Here is a 19,329-nt window from a genome sequence, read left to right as displayed (position 1 = left end):
ATTAAATCGCGTGTTGAAACAATTTAAATGGATTTTGAGGATGTTTTTTTGGGCGTTCAATCGATTCAAAATAGCAGTAATATTTAAAGATGCGATCCAAAGAAACATAAAGCACTTTTTGTTCTGAAACTGACCAGATTTGCGCATGGTTTGAACCTGATAAGGTACTTCCACTCAATTGAAACAGATAAAAATCTTGTGTCCGTTGAACTGGTTTTTGAGTAGCTTGCGTGTCTGAACTTGATGAAACCTGACTGGATGAATTTAATAATCGACACGGTGTATTAATGAGCCATTTTTCACTAAACCAAAGCTGCAACAGATCGCCCAAATACAGTTTTTTTTCAGTAAATGGCCAAACATCTAAATAGGCTTGTTCAACTTGGATAAAATATTGTTCAGGATCTTGCAGGATTGAAAGGTAATTTTCTTGGTAGACTGAGAAATTTTCAAAAATTTGAGAAATAGTAAGCGTATTCATTCGCTGTCTCCTATTTAGCCATTTAGTGCTGGCAAGTTGGTTTTAAATCCACACTGTTTAAGTCAAACTTAAACACTCTTTATGGTTTTAATCTAACAAGACCGTTTCACTATTGCAACTGTCAGAATCAATTTTTTTTAATTATCTATAGATTGTTCAAATAAAAACCATACAGTGTACAAATGAAGAAAAGATGACAGGAAAGGCTTGACCCATAAAGATATATCCTTATAATCGCATTCAGATTCTCCAATAGCTCAGTCGGTAGAGCGACGGACTGTTAATCCGCAGGTCCCTGGTTCGAGCCCAGGTTGGAGAGCCAAATTCTAAAAGCCCACTCATTGAAGTGGGCTTTTTTTATTTCAAGACTAGACACAGCGTGTGACAAATAGACAAGAATACCCATTCATTTTTATAAGTTAGTATCATTCCATGTTTGTTGCTGGAAAAATTCAGCTAACTCTTCAATAAAAACGCGTACACGAGCAGGCATGACTTTTTGCGCCTGCCATACAGCATAAACGTCTCTAATCGGTAATTGCCAATCAGGAAGTACCCGTTTTAATCTGCCTGAATTCAAGGCATCTTCACATTGAGTCAGTGGAACATAACTTAATCCTAGTCCCTGCTCTGCTAGATTTACACATAAACTGATTTCATCCACTTTCAAACGATAGGACTGAATTTTAAAGGTATAACTGTGTTGATGTTGCCTAAGTTCAAGTTGTTCTAATGGAGATGCCAATAACCAGTCTTGTTGATCTAAATCTTGTGGTGTCTGAATGAGATGCCGATCTAAATAATCTGGTGATGCCACAATACAGGTTTGAACGCTCCCCAAGCGCTTTTGAATATAGGCACTATTCGCCATTTTACCTACACGTAAGGCGAGATCGGCACCTCGCACCATTAAATCATCTAAAGCATTGTCCAGTTGTAATTCGAGTTCAATTTCTGGATATCTTTGTAGAAAAGTATTCCAAAACTGTTTTAACGGAAATACGGCTAGATTCATTGGTGCTAGAATTTTGATTTGACCTTTAACCTGTGTAGTTTCTTCTTTTATTTCATGGGTATTTTGCAGTAACGCTCGAACTAAGGGCTGACAGCGATCGTAGTAACGTTGCCCTTCCTGAGTCAATTTCAAACCTCGGCTGTTCCTGTGTAATAGCTTACACCCCAAACTCTCTTCTAATTTTTGCAAGCGACGTGTCAGTGTAGCAGCAGGTACATTCTGTTGTTGCGCAGCCCGATTAAAACTTCCCGCCCCAACAATTGCGATAAATAAACTCAGATCATCCAACATTTCATTTTTGGAATTTAAAACCATCAATAATGACTATTCTATAAAAAATGAAATTTAAGCACAATCTCTCAAGTGTTTTTTCATAGGCTCAAAATATGTCATCTCAATTTTACATATTCGCTATTTTATTGGGTCTGTTCTTTAACAGTCCTCTCACACATGCACAAAATAAAAATTCATCTGAGGTCACCATGCAGCATCACGCATCAGCACCAAATACCTTATTACGCCCTATCAACCCAACATACGCCACAATTCCCAATGTTTCACAGGCAATCATTGTAGAACAAGGGCAACCGATGTACTTATCTGGGCATGTCCCTATCACAGAAAATGGTGACATCTTACAAGCCGGTCTTGAACAACAACTGCTCTTGGTTTTTCAAAATATTGAAAAAACATTGCATCACGCAAATGTGAGTACTCAACAACTGGTTAAACTGACCATTTATGTCCGTAATTTACAACCTGATCAGCTTGCAACAATTCGTAAAGTTCGCGATCAATTTATTCATGCTGAATTGCCACCAGCAAGTAGCCTGATTGGTGTTGCACAATTATTTCATCCAGATGTTTTGGTAGAAGTCGAAGCTATTGCCGTGATCCCCCCAAATAAAAATTCAACTTTTTAGGGCGTCAATCATATGAAATATGCATTCATTCTCAGTAGTACACTACTGATCACATCATGTTCTGCAAATGATCCAGCAGCAATAATCACAACAACGCAGGTGAATAATATGACTCACTTTTTGTCTGAATTTTTACCTTCGCATTATCAAAAAGTGTATCAACAAGATGTGCTGAGCGACCAACAGCATGTGCAATTGGTCCGCTATCAGAAATTACCATTACTCAAACTGAATGGCGAAAATTTCAGTTATTTATCGGATCAAACAGGCGCTTTAAAAGGATTTTCATATTTAGATGAAAGCCTTCTCAACGGTCATTTACCCACAAAAGCGCAAGCGCAAAAAATCAGTGATGACTTTTTACAACACTATGCACCAGACTTACTGCAACATCGAGAGATTCATTGGATCGATCAGCATGATGAAAACGTGCACATCAATGGAAAAACACAAAAGATTGCAGGCATAAAAGTCAAAATGCGCAACTTAAATGATGGTCGCTGGTTTTGGGTCATTATTGGTAAAAACCAACGGCCCATTATTTTTGAAAGAGATATTGTCTGGGTCAGTTTTCCTGGCCACCGCAAAACTGAAAAATGGTTACATGATTCATGGGCTAAAGATCACCTCATCATTAAAGGTCAATCAAAATGAAAAAATTAAGTCAAACACATCTTAAAATTTCACCAATGGGTTTAGGTTGTATGGGAATGAGTGAGTTTTATGGTCAAACTAATGATCAGGACTCATTACAGATTTTGGAACAAGCATTTCATGCAGGTATTAATTTTTTTGATACTGCGGATACTTATGGTCATGGACACAATGAACAGTTATTGGGGCAATTTATTGCACACTATCGAACTGAACGAGAGGCAATGGTAATCGCGACTAAATTTGGTATTGTACGTGCTGAAAATCACTATAAACGCCGTATTGATAATACGCCAGATTATATCCGTAGTGCCTGTGAAGCTTCGTTAAAACGCTTAGGTATTGAACAAATTGATTTATATTATTGTCATCGACGACAACCTGAAATCCCAATTGAAGATGTTACAGCTACGCTTGCAGATTTGGTTGAAGAAGGCAAAATTAAAAGTTTTGGCTTTTCTGAAATCTCAGTGCAATCCTTAAAAAAAGCCTGTGCTATTGCGCCTGTTACAGCAGTCCAAAGTGAATATTCCCTCTGGTCACGTGAACCTGAACAAAGCTTATTAAACACTTGTCAGCAACTGAATGTTGAATTTGTTGCTTATAGTCCATTAGGACGTGCATTTCTCACAGCAGATTTAAATCCAGAAACTATGCCTGAGAATGATTTCAGAAAAAACTTACCCAGATTACAGGGTGAAGCCTTTCAGTCAAACCAGCTATTACTGAAAAAATTTAGCGACTTATGTCAGTCATGGCAACACAGCAATGCACAAATTGCCTTAGCTTGGTTACTGCGCAAACATGCTCATGTCACGCCAATTTTTGGGACACGACATTCAAAATATTTACAGGATAACCTTACAGCCAATCAAGTTAACCTCACAACTGAACAAATTCTGCAACTTGATCAACTTTTTGCACCTGATCAGATACAAGGTGAACGTTATCCAGATGCAGGCTGGACAGGTATCGAAACTGCTTAAAGCAACAGTTCCATCTGGTTTTTCTTAAACAGCCCAACGAAATAGACCAAAGCAATGCTTTGGTCTATTTTTTAAATTCAGTTTTTAATCAGACAAGCAGTTAAACCGGCACACCGCTATGGAAACGGAAAGTCTTATCAGGCGTTAAAATCAAATCCTTCTCTACTTCACGAATCAATTCGATGCGTTGCTGAATATCCTCTTCTGGATCTTTTAATTTGGCAGTTTTAGCAACATCTAAAGCCAAAGCTAAATAGTCCTCATAGTGACGAGATTCAGATTTCAGCAAGTAACGGTAATAACGCCCCAACTCATCATCTACCAATGGCGCTAAGGCATAAAATCGTTCACAAGAACGTGCTTCAACAAACGCACCAATCACCAAAACATCAATCAACGCTTCTGGTTCATAAGTACGAATTTCCTTACGCAAACCACCTGCGTAACGACCCGCACTCAGACCTTTCCATTCTTGACCACGTTTGCTCATAAACTCTAACACTTGTTCATAATGCAACATTTCTTCACGCACAAGTTGTGCTAATTTGATCTGCAAATCGGTAAAAAAACTGTAGCGAAACATCAAGTTCATTGCTGTTCCAGCCGCTTTCTTTTCACAATTCGCATGATCTTGCATGAGCAATGGGAGATTGTTCAATGCCTCATCCAACCAAGCCTTTGGCGTTTCACAGCCTAAAAAAGCAATCACAGGTTGCATAAGCTCATCATAATTCATATTCGACATGATCAATATTCAACAACGTAAATCAAAAATTAAATTAACCAGCTGCATAAAGTGCGGCCTTCATGTCCTTTACTGCTTGTTCCAAACCGACAAAAACACTTTCAGCAATAATCGAATGTCCAATATTGAGTTCATGAATCTGAGGAATTGCAGCAATTGCAGCCACATTGTCCAAATTCAAACCATGACCAGCATTGACGACCAAACCTTTAGATGCTGCGTACTCAGTACCTTTAATAATTCTTTCGAGTTCAATCTGTTGAGCTTCAGCAGTTTTAGCGTCTGCATAAGCACCCGTATGTAATTCAATAGTGGGTGCACCACAAGCAATTGCAGCATCGATTTGTGCAAAATCAGCATCAATAAACAAAGATACATCACAACCAATTGCAGTTAATGCCTGAGTCGCAGCTTTAACATCTTCAAAATGCCCAAGCACGTCTAAACCACCTTCTGTGGTGATTTCTTGACGTTTCTCTGGCACAAAACACACATGATGTGGTTGAATCTCTTTTGCAAATGCAACCATTTCATCAGTTACAGCGATTTCCAAGTTCATTCTTGTCGTCAATACAGGTCGCATACGGCGCACATCATCATCTTGAATATGACGACGATCTTCACGTAAGTGTAAAGTGATGCCTTCCGCCCCTGCTTGTTCGCAAATTAATGCAGCTTTCACAGGATCAGGATAAGTCGTTCCACGTGCTTGTCTGAGGGTTGCAACATGGTCAATGTTTACACCTAGCAATGCAGCCATAACATTCTCCTAATTAACCAATAAAATAAAATTAACGGCTCAACGTTTTAGATTGAGCGTTTTGAACCCAAAGCTGACGACTTTTTAATGGTCGATCACCTAAAAGTGAAGTAATCATTTGTCGATAGAGTTTAGCCAATAATTGTAACTGTTCTGGGCTAAAATCCCTACCCTTTTCATAATTTGCCATGCTTAGAATTTGCTGGCCCAGCAACGTCCCAGACGAAGTATATGACACTGGTGTAAAGCCTTCGGCCAATTGAAATTGATAACGTTGGGTCAGCATAATCTCTTGTTGATTTGAATCATGCCCATAATCCAGTGGATAGCCCAACTCTTCTAACAGTGCGTGTTCAAACTGGCGTAAAATTTGTCGAAGAAATAAATCAGCTTGTGGATGTTCAGCCAATTTTTGTAAATGTTGTAAAGTTAAATGGTATTGCTGAAATGTTTCAGACATCATTTCTTCAAGCGGACATAAACGAAGTAGCAGTTCATTTAAATAAAAGCCTGAAAAGAAAGCATCCCCATAAAAGAAAATCGGTTGATTAAGTATTTCGAGTTTTGAAAAGTTTTTAAGCTCGGATTTTCCCGACGCTTGTAAAGTAATCGGTTGATATTGTGGTGGTGGGGTTTGTCTAAGAATACCGTCGACACGACCATGCTCTTGTGTAAATAAGTGCACAATATGACTACGTTCTCTGTATTTTCGATGATGGATTAAATAACCATGCAAGATTTCATTACGCATCTAGCTTGAACTTAATCATCCTTTTGTTTTTTCTTATCATCGTCATCATCCCCATCAGGAATAACAGCGCCTACAACCGCAGCAGTGCCTTTAACCACGCCTTTTGTGGTTTTATAAGCAACTTTGACGGGAACTGTCACAATTTTAGTGATACAGCCTTGTAACATGATTATGCAAGCAAGAATTGCTATAACTCGAATCATTTCAGTTCCCAAAAAGTCAATTAAATATCGCTGTAGCCTAAACTTTTTAAAGCACGTTCGTCATCAGACCAACCACCTTTAACTTTCACCCAAAGTGTTAGCATGATTTTTTGCTCAAACATTTTTTCCATGTCGACACGAGCATCCATACCAATTTTCTTCAGCTTAGCACCTTTTTCACCGATCACGATGGCTTTTTGCCCAGGGCGATCAACAAAAATTGTGGCATCAATATAAGTACATGCAGCTTTAGGACGACCCGTTTTTTCATTCACTGTCGCTTCTTCTGTTTTAAATGATTCAATTTGAACCGTTAAATCATAAGGCAGCTCTTCGCCTAACTGACGCATAATTTTCTCACGAATGATTTCACTGGCAAGAAAACGTTCTGAACGGTCAGTTAACTGTTCTAAAGAATATAATGGCGGCTGGAATGGTAGATACTTTTCAATCGCTTCACGCAAATGATCCAAGTTTGCACCACGTAATGCTGAAACAGGAACAATTTCAGCAAAATTCATCAACTTCGCACGTTCTTGGATCAACGGTAAAATCATACGCTTATTTTCTAAGGTATCGATTTTATTGATAATCAAAACGACTGGCATTTCTGCATTTTGCAGTTTCTCTAAAACCAAGTCATCATTTGGTGTCCATTTCTGGGCATCTAAAACAAATAGAACCAAATTGACATCACGCAATGCAGAATGTGCAGCTTTGTTCATCATTTTATTGATCGCACGCACTTCTTTCTTGTGCATCCCCGGCGTATCAACAAATACAGCCTGAGACTTTTCACGACTATCAATACCAATGATTTTATGGCGCGTCGTTTGTGGCTTACGTGAAGTAATTGACAATTTTTGACCCAATAAATGGTTCATCAATGTCGATTTACCCACGTTTGGACGTCCTACAATTGCAACAAATCCACTTCGGTAATCCGAAGGGATTTCTGTACCTTGCGAGCTAAAAAATTGATTAATTAACTCATTACCGTTTTCAGACGGCTCGTGATCAGCATCATTGTGATCGGAATGTGTACTCATGCAGTTTACTGCTCCAATATCTTTAAAAAATCCGCCGCGACTGCTTGTTCTGCAAAACGGCGACTTGATCCCTCACCCATCATTTTAGGCAAGCCATCTACTGTACATTCTACTTTAAAATGCTGGTTAGGTGCATCACCCTGAATATCTACGACCTCATAAACTGGGAGATGCTTTTTACGAGCTTGTAGATATTCTTGTAAACGTGATTTCGGGTCTTTAAGTTGATCTGTCGGTTCGATATGATCTAAATACGGTTCATACCATTTTAAAACAATCGATTCCAACAAAGGCAAATCCCGCGTTTCGGTATAAATTGCGCCAATAATTGCTTCAACTGTATCTGCTAATATTGACTCACGATGATGACCGCCTGATTTCAATTCACCTGTACTTAAAATTAAACTTTGACTTAACTTTAAATCATTGGCAATTTTACCCAATGCTTCTTGGCGTACCAAAGTTGCGCGCATACGCGTCAAACGTCCTTCATTTTCATGAGGATACGCATGATATAAGTAGTTTGCGATGATCATACCCAACAATGCATCACCTAAAAACTCTAGGCGCTCATAGTTGTATTTGTGACTCACCGAGCGATGAGTCAGCGCGAGTTGTAATAACTCGTATTGTTTAAACTGGTAACCGATTCTACTCTGTAAGCGAGGATCACTTACTTTCAACTGACCTTTGATCAAAACTCTTCTCGAAAGTGAGGACTAAATCTATATTCAGCATGAAATTTTTTCGTACTTCATATTTTTTAGTCACTTGTAAACCATCTTTAGTTGATACAGTCGCAATATCCTCAAGTTTAGTATCTCGGATATTGTTCATTTCTAACCGTTTATCAACTTCTGTTGCAAATTTCATTGGTGTGATTTCAGCAGAGCTATTCTTGATCTGCTCTACAATTTGATTATTAATCACACGATCATCCCAGTATAAAGGCCATACAGCAACTATGATTTTCAACATAAAAGCTAAAGCAATTATCCCCAGTAAAATTCCAATATATGAAGCGCCTTGTTGATTTTTACGCATTTTTTTTATCCAACAGCTCAGAATGAATAATCTTTAATCGCAATTGAAAATAATCATATAATTGAGTCAAATACACTGCTGCAGACCCACTGATCATTTTCAATTGTTATAAATTTTTTATCCACTGCAAACCCTGGTGTGATAAAAAACTTTACCGCGCTATTATCCTTGAAACTGCATCAAGTTGCTAGTTTAAATCATTTGTTCTATTTCATTTTTCTTATAAATCAAGACAACTTTATAGCTTTAGCAGATAAAAATAAAGGTCAATAAAAATTGACCTTTATTTGATTTTCTAAACTGTAGCCGATTAGTTAATTGCACCATTGCGACTAAATGAAGGCATTTTTAAACCAGGTTCCTTATGCATCCACACATAGATTGCATGACCGGTTAAGTTCTCTTCAGGCACAAAGCCCCAAAAACGACTGTCTGCACTTTGGTCACGGTTATCACCCATGGCAAAATAATGACCTTTTGGAACAGTCACTTCCCAACTTTGACCATTTGATTTTACAAAGCGGTCATTTGCAGTTGCTACATAAGGTAGGTCTTGTTTTTTCTGTGCATAATTAAATGCTGAAATCAAAGTATTTTGACCTTCCAGCAAACGAACTAAATGCTTATGTGTACCCATCGTTTCATAATAGTAGATTGACTTAGGCGTATCTAAAATATCTTTTTCACGACTAAACTCAGTAGGTACTTGCTCAACATTTTTGCCATTGATTGTAAGTTGACCATTATTGAATTCAAGATGGTCACCCGGTAAACCAATAATACGTTTGATATAGCTAATTTTTGGATTTTCTGGATAACGAAAAACAGCAACATCACCACGTTGTGGCTCACCAATATCAATTATCTTGGTATTGGTGATTGGTAAACGTACACCATACTGGAACTTATTCACCAAAATATAATCACCTGTTTCTAAAGTCGGCACCATAGAATCAGAAGGAATATTAAACGGTTCAAATAAGAATGAACGCAACACCAAAACCACTGCTAGAACAGGCCAGAAATCATATGCCCATGAAATGATGACATTTTCATTCCCCTTACCTTTTGTTGCACGTTGTTTCAGTACAAACTTATCCAGTAACCATAGCCCAAAAAATATAAGCGTTGCAGGAACGAGAATTAAATTAAAATCAAAATCCATGAGCAATAAGACCTCTAGTTTTTATCTTTCTACTTTTAACACAGCAAGGAACGCTTCTTGTGGGATTTCAACACTGCCCACTTGCTTCATGCGTTTCTTACCTTCTTTTTGTTTCGATAACAGTTTCTTCTTACGAGAAACGTCACCACCATAACATTTAGCCAATACGTTTTTACGCATCGCTTTAACTGTTGAACGTGCAATGATTTGTGCACCAATTGCAGCTTGAATCGCCACATCAAACATTTGACGCGGAATCAAGTCTTTCATCTTTTCAACTAAAGCAATACCACGGTGACGCGCATCATTACGATGACAAATCATTGCCAAGGCATCAACCTTATCACCATTAATTAACACATCGACCTTAACTAGAGATGAACTCTCAAAACGCACGAAATTGTAATCCAATGAAGCAAAGCCACGTGAGCAAGATTTCAATTTATCAAAGAAATCCATAACCACTTCTGCCATTGGAATCTCAAAGGTAATCGATACTTGATTACCCAAGAATTTCATATCTTTTTGCACACCACGACGCTCGATACATAAAGTCATGACATTGCCCAAGTATTCTTGAGGCACTAAAATATGACATTCAGCAATCGGCTCGCGTAAATCTTCAACCGTTGAACCATCAGGCATTTTAGATGGGCTATCGATATAAATCGTTTCACCATTTTTCATCAATGCTTCATAGATTACGGTAGGCGCAGAACTGATTAAGTCTAAATCATACTCACGCTCTAGACGTTCTTGTACAATTTCCATGTGTAGCATTCCCAAGAAGCCACAACGGAAACCAAAACCTAAAGCATCTGAGCTTTCAGGTTCAAAGAACAACGCAGAATCGTTAATTTGTAACTTATGTAGCGCTTCACGGAATGGTTCAAAATCACTGGCATCAATTGGGAATAAACCCGCATAAACCTGCGGTTTTACCTTTTTAAAACCCGGTAATGTTGCAACATCAGGTGTGGTTGCCAAGGTAATCGTATCACCAACTGGCGCACCAAAAATGTCTTTGATCCCTGCAATGATAAAGCCAACTTCACCCGCTTCTAAAATACCTGTATCGGTATGTTTTGGATTAAAAATACCAACAGAAGTGATGATGTGCGATTGACCTGTTGATTTCATCAACATTTTATCGCCTTTACGCACACGACCTTGTTTGATACGAACAAGTGATACAACACCTAAATAGTTGTCAAACCAAGAGTCAATAATTAAGGCTTGTAAAGGTGCGTCACGGTCACCCTGCGGTGCTGGAATAATGTCAACCAATGTCTCTAAAACAGACTCTACACCTAGACCTGTTTTTGCCGAACATGTTGGTGCATGTGTTGCTTCAATACCGATAATTTCTTCGATTTCATGAATAACACGTTCAGGTTCTGCTTGTGGCAAATCGATTTTATTCAGGACAGGTAGTACTTCTAGGCCCTGCTCAATTGCGGTATAGCAGTTTGCAACAGATTGCGCCTCAACCCCTTGTGCAGCATCGACAACCAACAATGCACCTTCACAGGCAGCAAGAGAACGCGATACTTCATAAGAGAAATCCACGTGCCCTGGTGTATCAATAAAGTTTAATTGATACTCTTGCCCATTTGGATGGGTATAGTACAAGGTTACAGAAGCCGCTTTAATGGTAATCCCACGTTCACGCTCAAGCTCCATAGAGTCTAGGACTTGAGCCTGCATTTCACGGTCTTGCAATCCACCACACATTTGAATGAAACGGTCTGCAAGTGTCGACTTGCCGTGGTCGATATGAGCGATAATCGAAAAATTACGTATATTGTTGATATTAACGGATTTCTTAGCTACTGCCATACACTACTCTAAAAATATGTACACAATCATGTACTCAATATCAAAAGTACTTATGACGTGCAAAAAATGAAATATCTTAATTGCTGCACAGTATAAGCAGAACAGGGTCAAAAATATAGTAATTACATATAAAAATAAGACCTGCTGTGTATTGTTTTATCAACTGCGCCAATCCATGCTTTTAATCTGGTGACTCACAAGAACAAGCAGAACCAAGCACTTTTTCTTGGTACTTATACTTCCAGATGCTGACGAATAATACGCTAATGCAGAAATAAGCGATGTTCTTTCTGTCCGTAAAATCTATAATCGTCTTTTTAATAAAAACTAGATCGGACTCATAAAAAGTTTGAGCCAGACTATAAAAAAATAACTGATTAAATCTCATGATAAAAAAGAATGATCCTGCAAAATATCAATAAAACACATAAAATAATTGCAGCAGCTTCAAACAAAATTAAAATTATTTACAACTTTTTGACTCTTTTTATATTCCTCAATCGTTTTAGTAATAGCTTATCTAAACAAAAACATTAACGTGGTGCTGTGCAGATAGAAATTAACCTTATTGGCGGATCTAAAGCACTTGATTCATGCTCAATAGAAATCTTTGTTCAACAACAAATTACAGTGACCGCAAAATGACAAAACAGTCAGGTCATTGATATGAATATTATCCTTTTAGGTTGCAACGGCCATACCGCTGTGACCATGATTGAATGGTGAGACAATTTGAATAAAGACCATGATCCTAAGCCTCACATGCAACAGACCCAACTGATTAATCTGGCAGAACAGCTTCGCCCTGAACTGCATCGCTACTGTTCGCGACTGATGGGCTCTGTCATTGAAGGTGAAGATGTCGTTCAGGATACGCTTGCTCGGGCATTGCTTGTGATTGACAAAATACAAGATTTTCAGATGTTACGTGCCTGGTTATTCCGCGTAGCACATAACCGAGCACTTGACTTACTTCGAAGTCGAGCCATTCGAATAACAGAAGCTGTAGATAGTGTTACTGACGATATTGAAGATATAAATACCTCTGATCCGATGGAGATGCTGATGCACGAGGAAACAATTAAAATGGCAGTTTCACGATTTATGCAACTCCCAGTACTTCAGCGCAGTGTCATCATTCTTAAAGACGTTCTTGATGAGCCTCTTGTAGACATTGCTACCCTACTGAATCTCTCAGTAGACTCAGTAAAAGCCCATCTTTCCCGTGGACGTGCTCGACTGCGCGAAATCAACATAACCACTGAGGAACCACACATTGCCCGACCAACATCTGATGCAGTAGCAAACTATGTAAAGCTGTTTAACCTCCGCGACTGGGATGGGCTAAAAGCATTACTTTCTGATGATGTCAAACTCAGTCAGTCTACTCATCCTATCCGTGTTGGCGCTGCCGATGTCTCCATGTTCTTTGGTGCCTACGCAAAAATTGACCACATCTGGCTTGTTCCCGCATGGCTTGGAGATCGTGAGGTCATTGCTGTCTTTGAAAACCGTATAGACATCAAACCAAGTTATATCATGTGGCTGGAATGGCAAGAAGGCAAAATTAGCTTTATTCGAGATTACCGCTATGTGCGATATGTTGCCGCTGATGCAGAGCTGATATTAACCCCAAATAAATAAACAATTAGGCTCATCATCATACTAAAACCCTTTAGCCGTTGAGCATATAGCTATTGTTGATGAGCCAAATACCTTAAGGAGAATGCCATGAAAGCACAAGCAATCCGTATTCCAGATCTAGCACGTGAAGTATGTCCTTTAGAAAATATTGGCTATGAAGATGCTTTTAGCATTGATATCCCAACTCCCATGATGACTAAAAAGTACAGTGCTGAAAAATGGGCATATGAAATTTTTGCCAATGCTCCTCCAGCAATCAATCAGATCGTTAGTCAGTCATGGAATACGTTGGGATTTAAATCTAAATCTGAATCACACTGGCAATCACTAGAATCAGCAACAATGATCAAGCAAGAAGATTTAATCATGATGGTTGTTCACTCTGATTCAGTTGATATTCAAATATGTATGGTCATCAACCTGATCGAATCTCAGGTGATCTTCTCTTCTTTCTTTAGCCGCGGTCATAAATGGTTCTCAACACCCACCTTGAAAATGATGACAGTTCCGCATCGCTTCATTGCACCATATTTACTTAACACTGCGGCTGAGCGTATGAAATTAAAATCATACATTTTTGTTGTTTAAAAATAGCACATCTCAAAATTGAGTAATGTCACTCATACAATTACATGGTTTTTTTACAGATAAGCTCTCCATTGAGAGCTTTGTTTTATTTGTCTATCTTGCTCAAATTTTTCCTACCCCCATATTCCCTTCTAATCGATGTTGTAATTTTGCCTAGTATGGCCAAGTAGCCACTACATTATCCTGCCTTTTCGGCTATAGATGATGATTTAAAGTGATTCAACACATTTAAGCGTAGATGATAAAAATCATGTCCTGCCAAAAAAATCACGTCAACTATCTTTCGATTCCACACCTGCCTCATCATCGCAAGTTATCAATACACATCCACATGATCAGACTGATCAGCGACCCATCAACGAATATAAAAAGTCGAGTCGAAAGTACGTCGCTAGATCAAATTAAAATAATTTAGAGGCTTTTTGACTCTTTTCCAAGGCTTCAATCGTTTTAGTAGTACATCACTTTATTAGACATTAGAGAAATCGTCATGAATCTGAAAGACAAAAAAGTCGTGGTCACTGGTGGTAGTCGTGGTCTCGGTTTAGGTCTAGTTGAAGCACTGGTTGATCAAGGTGCAAAAGTAACTGTGGTTGCACGTAATGTAAAAGATCTTGATGCAGCCGCTGAACGGCTAGGTGTTTATACCATTTCCGCGGATATTACGGATGAAGCTGCGGCACACCGTATCATTGCAGACATTCGTCCAGATGTACTTGTGTTAAATGCTGGAGCAGCGCCTCGTATGGGGCTTTTGGACGAATTAACTTGGGAAGAATTCTCTATCAATTGGGAAACCGATGTCAAAGCAGCCTTTTTCTGGTTTCAAGCGGTATTAAAAACACCACTTGATCCAGGCAGCCGAGTTTTAGTGGGATCTAGTGGTGCCGCTGAGTCTGGTTCTCAAATGACGGGTGGCTACGCCAGTTCTAAACGTGCGCTTTGGTTCATGACCAAATATGCCAATTTGTTTGCGCAAGATAAAAATCTTGGTATTCAGTTTCAGGCCATCGTTCCACGGCTAATGGTTCTTGGTACGGGAGTTGGCGACTCAGCAGCAGGTGCTTATGCAGCAACCATGGGAATTACACCTGAAGAATTTGTCTCCCGCTTTGGGGCACCTATGCCACCGAGAGCTTTTGGTGATCATGTGATTTCAATACTTAAAGAGCCTCAATTTGCTGAGAGTATGGTACTGGGACTCAATGGTAATGATGGCGTGACGGTTATCGACTTATAACCACCACTCAAAAGATCAGGGTTATACAGCCAGTGCTAAGTGAAGCTGTTATCACTCTGATCATAATTTAAATCAGTTTATTTTCACTCAAAACCTTATTAAGGCATCATCCTATGATCCACCTACATTACTGGCCAACGCCAAATGGCCATAAGATCACTATTTTTCTTGAGGAAGCAGGTCTTAAATATGATGTAACACCTGTGAATATCGGTCGGGGGGATCAGTTAAAATCAGCCTTCCTTGCTATTTCACCCAATAACCGTATTCCAGCAATCATTGATGATAGTCCAGACGATGGTGGCGAACCTTTGAGTGTGTTTGAGTCTGGCGCAATTCTTCAATACCTGGCTCAAAAGAGCGGATTATTTCTCTCCAGTAAACCCAGAGCACGAATCATGGCATTGGAATGGCTATATTGGCAAGTCGGTGGGCTTGGTCCAATGTTAGGTCAGAATCAACATTTTGCAAAGTATGCACCTGAAAAAATTCCTTATGCAATCGAACGTTATGTCAATGAAACCCGACGCCTCTATAAAGTGTTGAATACTCATCTCGACGGACGTACTTTCATTACAGGTCAAGATTACTCAATTGCCGATATGGCAGCATATCCTTGGATCGTTCACCATGAAGAACATGGCATAAAGCTTGCTAATTTCCCTCATATTAAATCTTGGTTTGAAACAATCTGTGAACGCCCTGCTATTCAGCGTGCATATAAAGTAGCTGAGAAGGTACAGGTGATGGATCCAACTCAGGACAGCTTGGCACACAAAATATTATTTGGTTTGACTCAATAAAGTCAGGTCCTAACGAAGTGAATTTGTTGCTGAACGATACATTATTCAGTAATCGTGTAAATGAGTCCTGAGATGCATGTTGTTACGATCAAATCCACTAGGGTCTGTTAACAATTCGTCAGGTAACATGTAGCGGAAAAAAATACGCTAGTCCCCGCTGCGCCTTGCGCTGCAAACAAAGCAGTGCTTTGTTCTTGCTCAGGTAGCAAAAGAAATTCTCTGAGTTGAGGTGTTCTTTAAGCATTTGTTTATTGAACACGCCCATGATATTGTTCTATACAATAAATAATTTTGTCATAGGTCAATATTGTGTTCAAAGAAATTATTTCAGACAGACTGAGTGAAATTAAATTAACGATTGAGAAAGCCTGCCACAAGGTGAATCGAGATCCTTCTGAAATCAGATTATTGCCTGTCAGTAAGACATTTTCAGCAGAACATGTCCAAGCAATTCACGCGCTAGGATATGACTGTGTCGGGGAAAATAAAGTTCTTGAAGCCAAGAGTAAATATGAGGAACTAAAACAACTTAGCAATTTAAAATGGGTGCTGATTGGGCATCTACAGCGCAATAAAGTGAAATATGTAGCCCAATTTATCAGTGAATTCCATGCCTTAGATCGCGTCGAACTTGCTAACAAACTGAATAGCGCCTTAGAAAAAGAAAAGCGAATTATGTCTGTCTTTGTCCAAGTCAATACATCAGGCGAAAGCAGTAAATATGGCATTCAGCCTAATAAACTAGAACATTTCATCGAACAATGTCAGCCATTAACCTACATAAAAATCGTTGGATTGATGACTTTGGCAATACATAGCCATGTCCCTACTGAAGTCAGGCAGTGTTTTCAGCTTTTAAGAGCACTAAGAGATCAAATTTCAAAAAAACATCCAGAGATACAACGGCTTTCAATGGGTATGTCTGGTGATTTTGAACTTGCGATCGCTGAAGGTGCAACAGATATCAGGATTGGACAAGCAATTTTTGGTGCACGTTCCAAACCAGACAGTTATTACTGGCCTACTGAATAGAGCATCACGATGAAAACTCATTATCAGATCAATATATATCGAGAAAAAAAGTTACTCGGTACTTTTACACCCAATCATCTTGCTTCACAAAATTCCATTCAACAACTCATCGCAACAATGACAGCAATTGATCCTATTGAAGTTGAGTTTGTACAAGTGACTGAAGATATGCGTGTTCTGATCTATCAAAATGGTCAGATGAGAACGTTATCCTCTCAATACTCTTATCAAAATACAACTGCAGATTCAGTTTTTCAGCAGAATGAAGAGTCATCCAATTCAGTTTGATTTATAGCGCTGACCCACACTTATTTTACCGAGAGACAAACATGAACATGATAAAACACCAAGTTATTAATGTGATCCAATTTTTAAGTTTTGAGGATACAGGAAGCTTTACTCCCGTACTAAAACAGATGGGCTATGACATTTGCGTTTTTCAAGCAGGTGTAGATGATCTAAGTGCTATCTTACAAGAAAAGGACCCGCTTATCATTCTTGGCGGGCCAATCAGTGCATATGACATCATTACCTATCCTTATCTCAAAGAAATCATCGTGGGATTGAAGCAACGATTAATAACCAATTATGCAACTTTTGGTATTTGTTTGGGTGCTCAACTGATTGCCACTGCTTTAGGTGCAAGAGTATATCCCGGTCACATCAAAGAAATAAGATGGGGGCGTTTATCCTTGAGTGCTCAGGCATTTGCATCACCTTTAAGGTTTCTTGAAGGTATACACGTTTTACATTGGCATGGTGATACCTTTGATTTACCTAGCATTGGCACACACTTGGCTAGTTCAATTTATTATCCAAATCAAGCATTTAGTGTAGGAAATAATATTATAGCATTACAGTTCCATGCTGAAGCAGATCCTAAACAATTTGAAAGATGGCTCATCGGTCATACTGATGAATTAAAGCAACATAAGATAGATATTTTGGATTTAAGACTTGAGAATCAATATTATGGCAATATACTGGCAGACAAAGCAAAACTTGTACTTGAAGACTGGTTAAATAACTTGATCGGGTTTGAAAGTAAATGATTGGATCTATATGGCTGAAATTAAAGGTAAAACATCTCAGGACATTCAAAATAGTATTCGAGAACTTATTCAGAATGGGATTTTGAAGGAGGGGGAATTATTACCCAATATTCGCGCTTTGGCCACTGAGCTGGAAGTCAATCGTAATACAGTTGCTGCCGCCTATAAAGATTTAGCCTTAATGGGGATTGTTGTATCCAAAGGGCGTGCAGGCACTCAAGTTCGCAAAAATCCACAAATTAATCGTTTTGAAAATCTTCAAAAAACCAATCAAACATTTTTTGACCTCGCGCATGGAAATCCATGTCAGAATTTTTTACCTCAATTAAATGAAATCAACTTTAATTTTAATACTTCGTATTTATATGGTGACAGTACCAAGCTTTCAGTGCTTGAAGCGTTTGCACGAAATGAAATTTTTGCTGATGTAAATAATCAAAATTCTGAAATTGAATTTACCCATGGTGCTGTAGATGCAATTGAAAGAATTCTCAATGCACATTTAATCCAATCTGACAGTATTGCGATTGAGCAACCAGGTTTCATTACCAGTATTCATACTTTACAGGTGAATCGCTTTAATATGGTGTTTTTCCCAGTCACAGCACAAGGTTATGATATTCACAGTATAAGAAAAGCACTAGAGCAAAAAGCCAAAGCAATTGTCATTACACCAAGAGCGCAGAATCCGACCAGTTATAGTCTTGATGCTAAAACGGCACAAGAATTACATCAGTTATTTGCTGAATACCCTGATGTACTCATTATCATTGATGATCACTTTTCATTACTTGCCACAACACCTTATTATCACATTGTGCCTGAATCTACCCGACATTGGGCGGTGATAAGATCTGTATCAAAATTTTTAGGTCCGGACTTTAGATTTGCATTTATCAATTGTGATCCTCAGACTGCGACTAGACTAAGGATGAAACTGAATCCAAACTGTACCTGGGTGAGTCATATCTTACAAAAGATGATTTTTTCGCTTATGACATCGGAAAAAGTTCATCAATTAATGAATAAAGCAAAAATACAATATCAGACAAAAAATCAAGAAATCGTTAAAAAATTATTGGATCAAAAGCTTCTAGATATAAGTTATTGTGATGGTTTAAATCTATGGATCGAACATGCGCAAGCTCAGGAAATAGCCTATCAACTCGCGCTAATGGGATGGAAAGTCAGACTTGGAAAAGAGTTTTCATTAGGCCAAGATATTAAAGCTATACGTATCACCACTTCTGAATTAGATGAACAAAAAGCGATGGACCTATTCAATGATTTATCATTTATCTTAACTAAAATAATGACACTCTAAAATTTATGCTTTTCATCCATTATTTTTGCTA

22 protein-coding genes and 1 tRNA gene are annotated in these 19,329 nt (G+C 38.6%); 12 read left to right on the top strand and 11 right to left on the bottom strand.

Annotation, left to right across the window (positions count from 1 at the left end):
* Position 1: 1 nt before the first annotated feature.
* Positions 2 to 481: a hypothetical protein gene (locus tag ACQ7EO_RS06625; RefSeq protein WP_434279181.1), complete on the bottom strand. Its 480-nt coding sequence runs from the start codon at positions 479 to 481 to the stop codon at positions 2 to 4.
* A gap of 246 nt (positions 482 to 727) precedes the next feature.
* Between ACQ7EO_RS06625 and ACQ7EO_RS06620 the strand changes: the two genes are divergently transcribed.
* Positions 728 to 803: transfer RNA gene (locus tag ACQ7EO_RS06620), tRNA-Asn, on the top strand.
* Between the two features lie 90 nt (positions 804 to 893).
* Here ACQ7EO_RS06620 and ACQ7EO_RS06615 read toward each other — a convergent pair.
* Positions 894 to 1,811: a LysR family transcriptional regulator gene (locus ACQ7EO_RS06615; protein WP_434279180.1), complete on the bottom strand. Its 918-nt coding sequence runs from the start codon at positions 1,809 to 1,811 to the stop codon at positions 894 to 896.
* A 71-nt stretch (positions 1,812 to 1,882) separates the two neighbouring features.
* Between ACQ7EO_RS06615 and ACQ7EO_RS06610 the strand changes: the two genes are divergently transcribed.
* From ACQ7EO_RS06610 to ACQ7EO_RS06600, 3 genes are read left to right on the top strand one after another with little or no spacing between them, the layout of a single operon-like run.
* Positions 1,883 to 2,419: a RidA family protein gene (locus ACQ7EO_RS06610; protein ID WP_434279179.1), complete on the top strand. Its 537-nt coding sequence runs from the start codon at positions 1,883 to 1,885 to the stop codon at positions 2,417 to 2,419.
* Between the two features lie 12 nt (positions 2,420 to 2,431).
* Positions 2,432 to 3,073: a hypothetical protein gene (locus tag ACQ7EO_RS06605; protein WP_434279178.1), complete on the top strand. Its 642-nt coding sequence runs from the start codon at positions 2,432 to 2,434 to the stop codon at positions 3,071 to 3,073.
* Positions 3,070 to 4,059 (top strand): aldo/keto reductase, encoded by a 990-nt coding sequence (locus ACQ7EO_RS06600; RefSeq protein WP_434279177.1) that lies wholly within the window; start codon positions 3,070 to 3,072, stop codon positions 4,057 to 4,059. Before ACQ7EO_RS06605 ends, ACQ7EO_RS06600 begins: the two co-directional genes overlap by 4 nt.
* Positions 4,060 to 4,159: 100 nt before the next feature.
* Here ACQ7EO_RS06600 and ACQ7EO_RS06595 read toward each other — a convergent pair whose 3' ends face one another.
* The 9 genes from ACQ7EO_RS06595 to lepA form a co-directional block, all read right to left on the bottom strand.
* A complete protein-coding gene (locus ACQ7EO_RS06595; protein WP_034616324.1) occupies positions 4,160 to 4,804 on the bottom strand; it encodes a tRNA-(ms[2]io[6]A)-hydroxylase in 645 nt (214 codons plus the stop codon).
* Positions 4,805 to 4,838: 34 nt separating this feature from the next.
* Positions 4,839 to 5,564 (bottom strand): pyridoxine 5'-phosphate synthase, encoded by a 726-nt coding sequence (gene pdxJ / locus ACQ7EO_RS06590; RefSeq protein ID WP_434279176.1) that lies wholly within the window; start codon positions 5,562 to 5,564, stop codon positions 4,839 to 4,841.
* A gap of 31 nt (positions 5,565 to 5,595) precedes the next feature.
* Complete coding sequence (gene recO, locus ACQ7EO_RS06585) at positions 5,596 to 6,315, bottom strand: DNA repair protein RecO (protein ID WP_004717082.1); 720 nt, start codon at positions 6,313 to 6,315, stop codon at positions 5,596 to 5,598.
* Between the two features lie 11 nt (positions 6,316 to 6,326).
* The gene (locus tag ACQ7EO_RS06580; protein WP_004717085.1) at positions 6,327 to 6,518 is read right to left on the bottom strand and encodes an NF038104 family lipoprotein; all 192 of its coding nucleotides are present in this window, start codon (positions 6,516 to 6,518) and stop codon (positions 6,327 to 6,329) included.
* Between the two features lie 20 nt (positions 6,519 to 6,538).
* On the bottom strand, positions 6,539 to 7,567 hold the full coding sequence (gene era, locus ACQ7EO_RS06575) for a GTPase Era (RefSeq protein WP_004823128.1): 1,029 nt from the start codon (positions 7,565 to 7,567) through the stop codon (positions 6,539 to 6,541).
* Between the two features lie 5 nt (positions 7,568 to 7,572).
* A complete protein-coding gene (rnc, locus tag ACQ7EO_RS06570) occupies positions 7,573 to 8,265 on the bottom strand; it encodes a ribonuclease III (RefSeq protein ID WP_004717088.1) in 693 nt (230 codons plus the stop codon).
* The gene (locus tag ACQ7EO_RS06565; protein WP_004717090.1) at positions 8,237 to 8,611 is read right to left on the bottom strand and encodes a DUF4845 domain-containing protein; all 375 of its coding nucleotides are present in this window, start codon (positions 8,609 to 8,611) and stop codon (positions 8,237 to 8,239) included. Before ACQ7EO_RS06565 ends, rnc begins: the two co-directional genes overlap by 29 nt.
* Positions 8,612 to 8,921: 310 nt before the next feature.
* Positions 8,922 to 9,776, bottom strand: coding sequence for a signal peptidase I (gene lepB, locus ACQ7EO_RS06560; protein WP_034616309.1), 855 nt, complete (start codon positions 9,774 to 9,776; stop codon positions 8,922 to 8,924).
* Positions 9,777 to 9,797: 21 nt separating this feature from the next.
* Positions 9,798 to 11,615 (bottom strand): translation elongation factor 4, encoded by a 1,818-nt coding sequence (lepA, locus tag ACQ7EO_RS06555; RefSeq protein WP_004717093.1) that lies wholly within the window; start codon positions 11,613 to 11,615, stop codon positions 9,798 to 9,800.
* Between the two features lie 762 nt (positions 11,616 to 12,377).
* Here lepA and ACQ7EO_RS06550 point away from each other — a divergent pair.
* The 8 genes from ACQ7EO_RS06550 (at position 12,378) to ACQ7EO_RS06515 (ending at position 19,298) form a co-directional block, all read left to right on the top strand.
* Complete coding sequence (locus ACQ7EO_RS06550; RefSeq protein ID WP_434279598.1) at positions 12,378 to 13,259, top strand: sigma-70 family RNA polymerase sigma factor; 882 nt, start codon at positions 12,378 to 12,380, stop codon at positions 13,257 to 13,259.
* 87 nt (positions 13,260 to 13,346) lie between these two features.
* Entirely contained in the window at positions 13,347 to 13,847 is a 501-nt protein-coding gene (locus ACQ7EO_RS06545) for a hypothetical protein (RefSeq protein ID WP_434279175.1), read from the top strand.
* A 490-nt stretch (positions 13,848 to 14,337) separates the two neighbouring features.
* On the top strand, positions 14,338 to 15,087 hold the full coding sequence (locus ACQ7EO_RS06540) for an SDR family NAD(P)-dependent oxidoreductase (protein ID WP_434279174.1): 750 nt from the start codon (positions 14,338 to 14,340) through the stop codon (positions 15,085 to 15,087).
* Between the two features lie 113 nt (positions 15,088 to 15,200).
* On the top strand, positions 15,201 to 15,890 hold the full coding sequence (locus ACQ7EO_RS06535) for a glutathione binding-like protein (protein ID WP_434279173.1): 690 nt from the start codon (positions 15,201 to 15,203) through the stop codon (positions 15,888 to 15,890).
* Between the two features lie 309 nt (positions 15,891 to 16,199).
* Positions 16,200 to 16,922 (top strand): YggS family pyridoxal phosphate-dependent enzyme, encoded by a 723-nt coding sequence (locus tag ACQ7EO_RS06530; RefSeq protein ID WP_434279172.1) that lies wholly within the window; start codon positions 16,200 to 16,202, stop codon positions 16,920 to 16,922.
* 9 nt (positions 16,923 to 16,931) lie between these two features.
* Positions 16,932 to 17,210, top strand: a complete 279-nt coding sequence (locus ACQ7EO_RS06525; RefSeq protein ID WP_434279171.1) for a hypothetical protein — start codon at positions 16,932 to 16,934, stop codon at positions 17,208 to 17,210.
* 41 nt (positions 17,211 to 17,251) lie between these two features.
* Positions 17,252 to 17,974, top strand: coding sequence for a glutamine amidotransferase (locus tag ACQ7EO_RS06520; RefSeq protein ID WP_434279170.1), 723 nt, complete (start codon positions 17,252 to 17,254; stop codon positions 17,972 to 17,974).
* 10 nt (positions 17,975 to 17,984) lie between these two features.
* Positions 17,985 to 19,298 carry a GntR family transcriptional regulator gene (locus tag ACQ7EO_RS06515; protein ID WP_434279169.1) on the top strand — a complete coding sequence of 438 codons (1,314 nt, stop codon included), beginning with the start codon at positions 17,985 to 17,987 and terminating at the stop codon, positions 19,296 to 19,298.
* Positions 19,299 to 19,329 lie beyond the last annotated feature (31 nt).

The sequence above is a fragment of the Acinetobacter sp. CE-15 genome (assembly GCF_051059255.1).
In the GTDB taxonomy this organism is placed as follows: domain Bacteria; phylum Pseudomonadota; class Gammaproteobacteria; order Pseudomonadales; family Moraxellaceae; genus Acinetobacter; species Acinetobacter guillouiae.
This window is presented reverse-complemented; position numbering and strand designations above follow the sequence as displayed.